Consider the following 8,433-nt stretch of genomic DNA (forward strand, 5'->3'; position numbering starts at 1 on the left):
TAAATATAACAATAATCTTTCCGGGAGTCAAGGGTTTTGGCAAAAATTTTTTTTATCCCGCCCTTGCACAATAGGATAGTCTAAATGAAGATGTTATCGCCCAAAATCCATGGCTGCCGATCCCTATAAAAGCCGACTGTTCAACCTGATCAACCGTCGTTTGATCCGTCTGAAAGATAACCTCGGCCGCGTTTCCCGTCGCGGTCAAAATGCGATCGCTATTGCCCTGCAAATAGCCCTCTATCCCGTCTATTTGCTGGTACAATCCCTGCGGATGACGGCTAATCAATTGGGGAACAGTCTCCAGAAACAATTATCACCCCCTGGCAAAGAGGGGACGGATGCGATCGCGGAATTTCTCCAGAGCTTATCTGACCAAGAAACGGCATTTATTGGCATAGCAGCCGATCTAGAGGATCAAGCTTTAGTTTTCGTCACTAACGATCACCAGACTGTTAAAATCACCGATAATCAAACCCAAAGACAAATAGAAAAACAAATTAGGACGGCACTGGCTAACTACGCCCTCGAAAAACGGAGAATTAAGCGATTAAATCCTCAATATCCGCCTTTATTACCAAATTTTACCGACAAAAATCCTGTCTTGCCCCCGATCCGTTGGTTTTGGAACCTGCTACGCTGGGAACAACAGGGGCAAATAGCGATCGCCATAAATCTCTTCCAGGAATCCCATCTCGTCAAAACCCCGACACCACCCTCCTTACCACTGCCTAATTTCAATTCTCAAGCGATTTTAGAAGTTATTGACGAAAAATTAGCAATTTTCGAGGCTAAATTTCTCGCTATCTCCCCCGCAATCCCCAGCAGTGTTAGCCACACCTCTAACCTACCTTCCGATCTCGTTAACCAGTCCCCGACTATCGAGAAAAATTCCTCCTATCTCTGGCGACTTTATTGGTTAATTTATGCGGCGATCGAGCATTTCTGGGCAAAAGAGAAGAATAATTTAGAATATAGTGCTGATTCACCCGCTTTATCGGCAAAATATCCCCTAAGTCTTCCTAATTCTCTGCTGATCAGCTTCAAGCAACGTCTCCAGGATTGGCTAGAAAAACAAACCCAAGCGGATCCCTTCACGATCGGCAAACTCATCCAAGCGGCGATCGATCACTTTTTTTCCTCTCGCCAATCCCTGACATTTTCCGCCATCAGCGAGCAACCTTGGCTAGAATCCGCCGATATATTGGCTATTTCTCCCCAAGACTCCGAAAAACCCCGCCTTAACCCCGCTTATCCCCTTCCCCAGTCCCCAGGCACACCAGCCGAGCCTCATAGCACAAAAAAAGCTTTTAGTCAAGAAAAACAAAATAAATCTTTACAAAAAATCCCCCCGGCCGCCGCTGAAATTACTCCTGGAGAATCCCCCCCCGCAACCCAATTAGATCCCCGCTACGCTAGGGAGATAATTCAACCAATTAACGAAGAATGGTTAGAAACCGAATCAACCCCCGTCGGCTACGTTAAACACCCCTTAGAACGGATTTTAGAGGGATTAGATGCGATTATTTTATGGGTAGAGGAATTGGTTATTAAAATTTGGCGTTGGTTGCGGTACAATCGACGCATTTCTAAATTACTCAAACGCAAACGCTAAATCGATCGGTTTTGGGTATAGTCGATCGGGTAGTCTTTCTGTTGTGAGAAAATTGAGACTATCTTGAGGGACTTACCTCTATCAATCTTAGGCATTTCAGCAGTTAAGGTCATGGCCATAATCTGAAATTACCGAAATTTATCGACAAAAATAAGCTAAACTAACGGCAAAGATAATAGGTTTTAATTTTTTTCATCGGGATTACTTTATGGACGGTATCTGTACCCTAGCTAACGATCGCATTTACGATCAATTAGTCGCCCTACTCAACAGCATCGAGGTAAATGGGGGAAAAGCTCTTCCTGTTTGTGTCTATCCCTACGATGACAACATCGAACGGATCAGAGCGGAAATTGCTCAACGTCCTAACGTACAGTTATTTGATAATCAGGAAATTATCGAACGCTGGGAAAATTTCGCCAAGTCGATTTGGGATAGCCACCCGCAAGCCCGCAAACGTTGGTTGAAATCGGGTTGCACTGACCGATATTATCGTATGGGAATGCACCACCGTTTTATTGCTTTTGATAGTCCCTTCGAGCGTTTTATCTACATGGATGGGGACACCTTGCTACTCGATGCCATTGATAAAATCTTCGCTATCCTAGATAGGCACGATTGTGTTGTTTATGACTTTCAGCATAAAGATCCCACTCATGTCTACGAAGTTTCTCAACCAAAATTATTCGAGGTTTTTTCCCGTGATCGTATCGAAAAGGAGATTTTTTGTGCAGGTTTCTACGCTTCTAAAACTGGTTTATTCGATGAAAATCAGCGAGATTGGCTCATAGAACAATTGCGAGCAGGAGAAGCGGAAATTCTCTATCCGATGGCTCCCGATCAAACTATTGTCAATTATATGATGATGCGCTCAAATTTTTCTATATATAATCTAGCTCTTCAATTGCCTAAAGAAGAACGCACCGGCTGCTGTGTCACCTCTCCCCATTTTCAGGCTTTAGATAATATTCTTTATGATCAGGGCAACCGCTTGACATACCTTCACTACATTGGTTTATCTTCCTCTCTGTTCACTCGACTTTGTAGCGGTGAAAATCTCGATTTTCCCTATCGAGATATTTTCTTACACTATCGTTATCTCTACGAACCTAGTCAACGTCCTATATTTACCGATAGTCCCAAACCCTATCAACCACCTACCCCAACCTTTTGGCAAAAAGTAACCAGAAAACTCGGCTTAGTAAAATAATAATTAGGAGTGAATAATCAGTTTTCAGGTTATTAAAGACTTGTTATTTATTGCCCCTTTTGCCTATTGCCTATTGCCTTTTGCCTGTCCTGATATGTAGCCTATACTCAACGGATTTAGTATGACTATCCCTTTTGAAGGACTAATCTTCTCAGCATGGATAATTGAGCGGTAAATCTCTTGTATAAGAAGAGTCCAGGCGAAAAAAACCCAAAAAGTAGCGGAATGTATAGCGCGCCACTACATCTCAGAAAAAACCCCTTACAATAGAGACAAAAGTGATCGGAGATCAATGGGGGTGAACGTCATGTTAGTGATTTTAACCGACGAACACATTCTCGATACGGGTTCTGTCTGTCAGGGCTGTCTTTTAGCCAACCAGCAGGGACAACCCCGGTGGCGAGAGGGTAAACTAGGCTGTGGTCACTCCTTAGGCAAAGGGGGCAGCCAACAGCCCAATCTCTACGAGTGTCAGATGGGCTTTACAATTGCTAATATTGAAGGCTAATCAGACCAGCTAAAAGATCAACCTAGAGTTGAGTTAGGGGGATTTTCTTGGGACTCGGAGGAGAGAATCAAGGCCATTATTAATCCCCAATTCAGTTTAGATACAATGACAATAATGGCTGAGGGTTTCGTAGCATCGATCGTAGGCTTTTTGGGCTTGGGTTAAAACAGCGTCGGAAATTTCTATATCTAATTTTCTGGCTTGTTTAATAATTTTACCCGCTTTGATATTCTCGGAAGAATCTCCTATACCGCGGCTGCCAGTGGTTTTTAAAACTCGATATTCTTCAGAAAATCCCGTTTTAGTATCGAGATGACTCTGTAAACTATTAAAGACCAATTGACTTTGGTTTAATACCTGATCGTGGGTGATAAATAAACTCTTTTCTTTGCTGTTAATTAATCGAGCATAACTTTCTAAGGTGGCTAAACGACCGGTATAATAACCCAGGGCGTGCTGCTCGTTTTGATGGGGTTTAAGATCTAGAATACTAGCTAAAGTGCGCTGCGGTTCTCGTAGTAAAAATATGGTCTTAACCGGATCAGATTGCAAAAAACTATGATCTAAAAACTTCTGATCATGAAGAACTTTATCTAAAATATATTTATGATTCATGTTTAAATCTTTCAAACGCCAGTAGAGTTGAAACATTAAAGTTTTAAAATCCTGTTCACTCTCATAAACCAGATGAGTTTCGCCAAAACCGATAATTTCAGGATTAGAATTGAGGATATGGGTCAATAAAGACGAACCCGATCGCATATGGCTAAGAATAAATAAAACCTGATAGGGTTGGGGACGAAAGAGAATTTTATAGGGGTCTTTGGGTGTATCAATGCGTACCTGAAAATACTTATAAGTTAAACGATGGGTTAAACCCTGCCAAGATTGGGGTAAGCGATCGAGGGCTATAGTCATAGGTTAATAAGGAATTGTGTCAACTTGTCGCTAAGATTCCCCTATAATGTATCCCATTTAAGACCCAAACAAAAGTGAGGTTTATACAAAATGGGATTGCCAAGTTGTTCGCTCTGGTTTTTTACGGCGCGAACCGATGTCTGGTTTATGATGAACACTATTCCCCATCTAGTCAAAATGAGTCAGTTTCCCTTCGATGAAAAGGTACTCGCTATTGACACGGCCCCTTTAAGCGGGGAAAAGGTTAATCGCCCCGGACTGGGTACAATGGAGGAGTTAAGAGCCTGTGGTGAAAAATTAGTTAAAGATGGCATAATCGATCGCCTAGTGGATTTTAACTACGATCCCAGCTATCGTCAGCGCATCTATCAAAAGCATTTCGGCAGTCCCCTCCGTTCCACCCATAACTACAAAGGTTATCCGATTTTCGGCTCGATCTTCAAAATCGAGTCATGTCGCAGCGATTATATGGTCCATTATGACAGCGACATGATGCTCTACCAAGAACCGGATTACAGTTGGATCCGCGAAGGGATCGAGTTAATGGAAACCCATCCAGAAATGATGTTTGTGCGTCCTTTGTCCGGTCCGCCGCGGCCCGATGGTACGATTTATTCTCAGCATCCCTGCACGAAAAATCCCGACGGATTCTATCAATTTAAATTTTTTGGTAGTCGTGCCTATCTACTTAATTGTCGTCGCTACGATCGCCTTTTACCGATCACCCCCCTCTGGCGCTCTTATAAAAATACCTTTCTCGATCATTTACCCGATGGTTTAAAAGCTTGGGGCAATATTTTGACTGGGAAAGGAAAACTCGACTCTTGGGAAATTATGGTTTCTCGCTCCCTAGAACAAAGCAACTACTATCGCGCCACTCTCACCAATGCCAAGGGTTGGACTTTGCACCCCAACGAGCGCTCTGCCGCTTTTAGGCAAGCTTGGCCGACTATTATCGAAAAAATCGAAGCGGGTATTTACCCACCGCCCCAAGCTGGTTATTATGACCTGATCCCGGAATTATGGTATTAAAAAAGCGTTAGTTCTCTAGATTTGAGGTGAGGTGGTACTTAGAGATTGCTGGTGGGGCGATATTTTTGTTTGAATTAGAGAAGATAGGAGATGAAACAACCCAAAAGAAAACCCAACCACCGCCGGAGATTGGGTTGTCTGGTTATCAATTGATTTTAAGGGGCCAAAGCGTTACCGCGCAGGAGAGAACCGATAGTTTTAGCAGTAATCTTCATCTGTACGAGAGGATTAGCGGGAACAACGGTTTTATAGAGATAACTGTCAAAAGTCATCTTCTGTACGTCCTTTTGGGAATTGCCTTGGGAGTGATCGGCAAGCTAGGTCAGAACAGGATTGAAGGGGTTGACATTTTATTTAGGTACGCTATATTCTAAAAACAATTGGCTCTCCCAAGTTTAGTGGGTAAAATGTATTCTAAAATACAGTCTTGCGGGCGAGTGAGTGGAACGAACCACAGAGACACAAAGGACACAAAGATTGATAGCTACTATATAAGTTAAACTTATCACACAAGGAATAAGAGAGCCAACAATTTCATAGGACTATAATATGAAAAACAGTACAAATGATATCACATACGAACAATTAACATCCCAAGAAACTGAATTGCAAGAAGAAGAAGAAGAAGAAGAAGAAGAAGAAGAAGAAGAAGAAGAAGAAAGTTCAGACTTCTTCGATCCAACCAAAATCAGAATTACGACCAAACAAATAACCATGGATCTTTTGATCAAAAGAATTGAATATAAAGAAATTAACTTAAATCCTGATTTTCAACGTAACGCTAACATCTGGACTGATAAGGCTAAAAGCAGATTAATCGAATCTCTGTTAATACGAATTCCTCTGCCAGCATTTTATATGGATGCAACCGAGGAAGACGAATGGCTAATTATAGATGGATTGCAAAGACTGAGTACATTTAAAAGCTTTATTCTTGATGAGAAGCTTGTCTTAAAAGACCTAGAATTTTTAAAGGAATTAGAAAAGAACAAGTATTCAGATTTATCTCGTAACTATAAACGCAGAATAAATGAAGCAGAGTTTATTGTGTATTTAATTGAACCTGGTACACCACCTAAAGTTAAGTATAACATTTTTAGAAGAATTAATACTGGGGGATTACCTCTCAATTTACAAGAATTTCGTCAAGCGATAAATCCAGGTCAAGCCATAAAAATTCTCAAGGAATTAGCAAACATTCCAGAATTCCAAAAATTGACAAGTTTTAGTCAAAAAAGAAAGAATCGCATGGTCGATCATGAATTTATCTTAGGATTTATTGCTTTTACTTTAATAAGCTACAATTGCTATTCGTCTGATAAAGGTCGGGATGATTTTTTAGATCAAGCAATGAAAAAGCTAAACAAAATAGATGAAAATCGAGTACAAGAAATCAAAAATAAGTTTATTTTTGCCATGAAAGCGGCAAATAATATTTTTGGAGAAGATGCTTTCCGTAAAATCCGTAAAATCACAGAAGATGGAAAAAGAAAATATCCTATCAATAAAGCTCTTTTTGAAAGTTGGTCAGTTACCCTGAGTGGTTTAAGTGAACAAGAACTTGAAACATTAACTGAGAGAAAGGAGAACGTCAAGGAAGTTTTTATTAAAAAAATGGAAGATGATAGTAATTTTCTCGAATCTGTTTCTCAAGCAGCCACTAAAGTTCCCTATAGATTTGATACAATTAAAGAAATAATAAAAGAGGTGTTATCATGTTAGAATCATTAGTGTTAAAAAATTTTAAGATTTTTGAAAATCAATCTTTTGATTTAAAACCGCTAACTTTGCTCTCAGGATTAAATAGTAGTGGCAAATCCACTTTGCTACAATCCTTATTATTACTTCGCCAGTCCTATAAGCAGGATTTATTACCAAAGGAAGGATTAGCATTAAATGGTGATTTAGTTCGTATTGGAACAGCTAAAGACGCTCTCTTTGAAGGTGCAAAAGAAGATTCAATTACTTTTGAAATTACCAGCGCAGATCATGGTAAAAGTTCATGGATTTTTGAATATGATCCTAATTCTGATGTTCTTCAACTATCTCCCCTGTCCCAAGATACTATTCCTCAAGAAATTTACCGATCCAATCTTTTTACTGATAAATTTTACTATCTACGAGCAGAAAGAATGTCTCCAAGTCCACATTTTGAAATTTCAGAATTTCAAGTCAAACAGCATAAACAGCTTGGAAGTAAGGGAGAATTTACAGCACATTTTCTTTCTATCTACGAAGAAGAGAAAATTAGAGATTCAAAATTAGAACATCCTCAAGCAATTTCTACGAGTTTTAAAAATCAAGTGGAAGCTTGGATTGGAGAAATTAGCCCTGGAACTAGAATCATAATCTCATCTCATCCAGAAATGGATTTAGTGGGTTTACAATACTCTTACGGACTGAGTAATCCTTATCGTCCTACAAATACTGGGTTTGGTATTACATATATACTACCTATTGTTGTGGCTTTATTATCATCTGTTACAGATACGTTAATTTTATTAGAAAATCCTGAAGCACATCTTCATCCAAAAGGACAATCTAAGATAGGAGAACTGTTAGCATTAGCGGCAAGCTGTGGGGTACAAATTATAGTAGAAACTCATAGTGATCATGTCTTAAATGGTATTCGTCGAGCGGTAAAAAATAAGAAAATTGATGCTCAAGATGTACGAATTCATTATTTTCAAAGATATTTGAAACAAGGACAAGCTGTATCAGAAGTTATTTCACCCATTCTTTATCAAGACGGAGGAATTGATCAGTGGCCTGATGGATTTTTTGATCAAGTGGAAAAAGATTTAATGGAGTTGCTTTAAAATGAAGTTTTTGATTAATGAACTTTCTTTTACTGGGCAAGCTAAAAACGACAATGAGGCTTACGAACTGCTCAAAAACTTATATGATATCATCCAAGAAGTAAAACCTATACAGAACAATTATCCTATCCAGACTCATAGTAGTTTATCTCAACAAAAAATATTATCTAATCTTACTATTCATCAATGGATTTGCCAAAAAATATCTGAACTTCCCCCGTATAAATATACTAGCTATGGCTCAAAGTCTTACAGAGCCTGAGTTAAAGCAATGTAATACTAATAAACTACTGGGTACAAACTCCTGAAATCTTTACGCAGACAGGGTTTG

8 protein-coding genes and 1 pseudogene are annotated in these 8,433 nt (G+C 39.6%); 7 read left to right on the forward strand and 2 right to left on the reverse strand.

Annotated elements, in window-relative coordinates; all coding sequences use genetic code 11:
• Window positions 1-109 precede the first annotated feature (109 nt).
• The 3 genes from IM500_RS08235 (at window position 110) to IM500_RS08245 (ending at window position 3,333) form a co-directional block, all read left to right on the forward strand.
• A complete protein-coding gene (locus IM500_RS08235) occupies window positions 110-1,615 on the forward strand; it encodes a hypothetical protein (RefSeq protein WP_287738104.1) in 1,506 nt (501 codons plus the stop codon).
• Window positions 1,616-1,823: 208 nt separating this feature from the next.
• Window positions 1,824-2,825, forward strand: a complete 1,002-nt coding sequence (locus IM500_RS08240) for an Npun_R2821/Npun_R2822 family protein (protein WP_287738105.1) — start codon at window positions 1,824-1,826, stop codon at window positions 2,823-2,825.
• A 307-nt stretch (window positions 2,826-3,132) separates the two neighbouring features.
• On the forward strand, window positions 3,133-3,333 hold the full coding sequence (locus IM500_RS08245) for a hypothetical protein (protein WP_002735656.1): 201 nt from the start codon (window positions 3,133-3,135) through the stop codon (window positions 3,331-3,333).
• Between the two features lie 96 nt (window positions 3,334-3,429).
• On the opposite strand, the gene IM500_RS08250 is transcribed toward IM500_RS08245, so the two are convergent.
• Window positions 3,430-4,251 carry a sulfotransferase family protein gene (locus IM500_RS08250; protein WP_190720275.1) on the reverse strand — a complete coding sequence of 274 codons (822 nt, stop codon included), beginning with the start codon at window positions 4,249-4,251 and terminating at the stop codon, window positions 3,430-3,432.
• A 90-nt stretch (window positions 4,252-4,341) separates the two neighbouring features.
• On the opposite strand from IM500_RS08250, the gene IM500_RS08255 reads away from it, so the two are divergent.
• Window positions 4,342-5,283, forward strand: coding sequence for a hypothetical protein (locus tag IM500_RS08255; protein ID WP_190720278.1), 942 nt, complete (start codon window positions 4,342-4,344; stop codon window positions 5,281-5,283).
• A gap of 155 nt (window positions 5,284-5,438) precedes the next feature.
• Here the strand turns inward: IM500_RS08255 and IM500_RS08260 are convergent.
• Window positions 5,439-5,576 (reverse strand): annotated as a pseudogene (locus IM500_RS08260) (geranylgeranyl reductase); the annotation flags it as partial.
• A gap of 256 nt (window positions 5,577-5,832) precedes the next feature.
• Between IM500_RS08260 and IM500_RS08265 the strand changes: the two are divergent.
• Genes IM500_RS08265 through IM500_RS08275 form a run of 3 tightly spaced genes read left to right on the forward strand, consistent with a single transcriptional unit; the run spans window position 5,833 to window position 8,364 of the window.
• A complete protein-coding gene (locus IM500_RS08265) occupies window positions 5,833-7,005 on the forward strand; it encodes a DUF262 domain-containing protein (RefSeq protein WP_287738106.1) in 1,173 nt (390 codons plus the stop codon).
• Window positions 6,999-8,102, forward strand: a complete 1,104-nt coding sequence (locus IM500_RS08270) for an AAA family ATPase (RefSeq protein WP_190720281.1) — start codon at window positions 6,999-7,001, stop codon at window positions 8,100-8,102. The genes IM500_RS08265 and IM500_RS08270 overlap by 7 nt, the downstream gene beginning before the upstream one ends.
• Before the next feature lies 1 nt (window position 8,103).
• On the forward strand, window positions 8,104-8,364 hold the full coding sequence (locus tag IM500_RS08275; protein WP_287738107.1) for a hypothetical protein: 261 nt from the start codon (window positions 8,104-8,106) through the stop codon (window positions 8,362-8,364).
• Window positions 8,365-8,433: the final 69 nt, after the last annotated feature.

Source organism: Microcystis sp. M179S2, from assembly GCF_020245805.1.
Lineage (GTDB): Bacteria > Cyanobacteriota > Cyanobacteriia > Cyanobacteriales > Microcystaceae > Microcystis > Microcystis aeruginosa.

Coding starts and splice junctions, on each gene's coding strand:
- IM500_RS08235 (WP_287738104.1), top strand. CDS start 110: ATGGCTGCCGATCCCTATAAAAGCCGACTGTTCAACCTGATCAACCGT.
- IM500_RS08255 (WP_190720278.1), top strand. CDS start 4,342: ATGGGATTGCCAAGTTGTTCGCTCTGGTTTTTTACGGCGCGAACCGAT.
- IM500_RS08275 (WP_287738107.1), top strand. CDS start 8,104: ATGAAGTTTTTGATTAATGAACTTTCTTTTACTGGGCAAGCTAAAAAC.
- IM500_RS08245 (WP_002735656.1), top strand. CDS start 3,133: ATGTTAGTGATTTTAACCGACGAACACATTCTCGATACGGGTTCTGTC.
- IM500_RS08270 (WP_190720281.1), top strand. CDS start 6,999: ATGTTAGAATCATTAGTGTTAAAAAATTTTAAGATTTTTGAAAATCAA.
- IM500_RS08250 (WP_190720275.1), bottom strand. CDS start 4,251: ATGACTATAGCCCTCGATCGCTTACCCCAATCTTGGCAGGGTTTAACC.
- IM500_RS08240 (WP_287738105.1), top strand. CDS start 1,824: ATGGACGGTATCTGTACCCTAGCTAACGATCGCATTTACGATCAATTA.
- IM500_RS08265 (WP_287738106.1), top strand. CDS start 5,833: ATGAAAAACAGTACAAATGATATCACATACGAACAATTAACATCCCAA.